Annotated in this window: 1 protein-coding gene; it reads right to left on the bottom strand. The window is 63.9% G+C overall.

Annotation, left to right across the window (positions count from 1 at the left end; all coding sequences use genetic code 11):
- Positions 1 to 585: toxin TcdB middle/N-terminal domain-containing protein (locus ENSA7_RS41255; protein WP_280524075.1), on the bottom strand; the 585-nt coding region annotated here is incomplete at both ends.

The raw sequence follows: 585 nt of genomic DNA, 5'->3' as shown, positions 1-585 counted from the left end.
TCGCGTCACCGCCCCAATACTCCGCAGAAAACCGCTCCTCGAGCTGCTCCGCACCCAAGAACGCCCCCGTGTGAAACCAGCTCTTCGTGTACACCGGCGGCTGGTGCAGCTGCTCCTCCACCGCGTCAAACTGCTCGAACGAGAACAACCCCGCATTCGAAAAATCCTCGAACGACTCGGTGTCCCAGCTCTCCACCATCCCAAACCCTCGAAACTCCCGCTCCTGCCCGTCGAAGTACCCGTGGTGGTACGCCATGTGCTGCACGTACCGCTGGCGCGTCACGTGATCAATGCTCTCGACCCGCTCGACCACCTGCACCGGAAACGGCAGCTTCGTCGCCCATGGCTTCCCGGCTCGCCTGTCCGCCAAGTAGAACTTTGTCGACGGCGCGTACGCGACCTTGGTCTCGGCGCCCATGTTGTTGCGGGACCCGATCAGCAAGTGCGGCTTTTGCCCTCCCATCAGATCAATGTACCGAAGCACGCCGCCGCGCCCCGAGCTCAGCGATGACGACCACACCAGGTGCCCGGTCCCGGTCCCCTTCAGATCCACGACCTCGGCCCAATCGACGCTGCGCACGCCCG

It is taken from the genome of Enhygromyxa salina (genome assembly GCF_002994635.1).
GTDB lineage: Bacteria > Myxococcota_A > Polyangia > Nannocystales > Nannocystaceae > Plesiocystis > Plesiocystis salina_B.
Note: the sequence above shows the minus strand (reverse complement) of the source record. Positions and strands in the feature narration are given on the sequence as shown.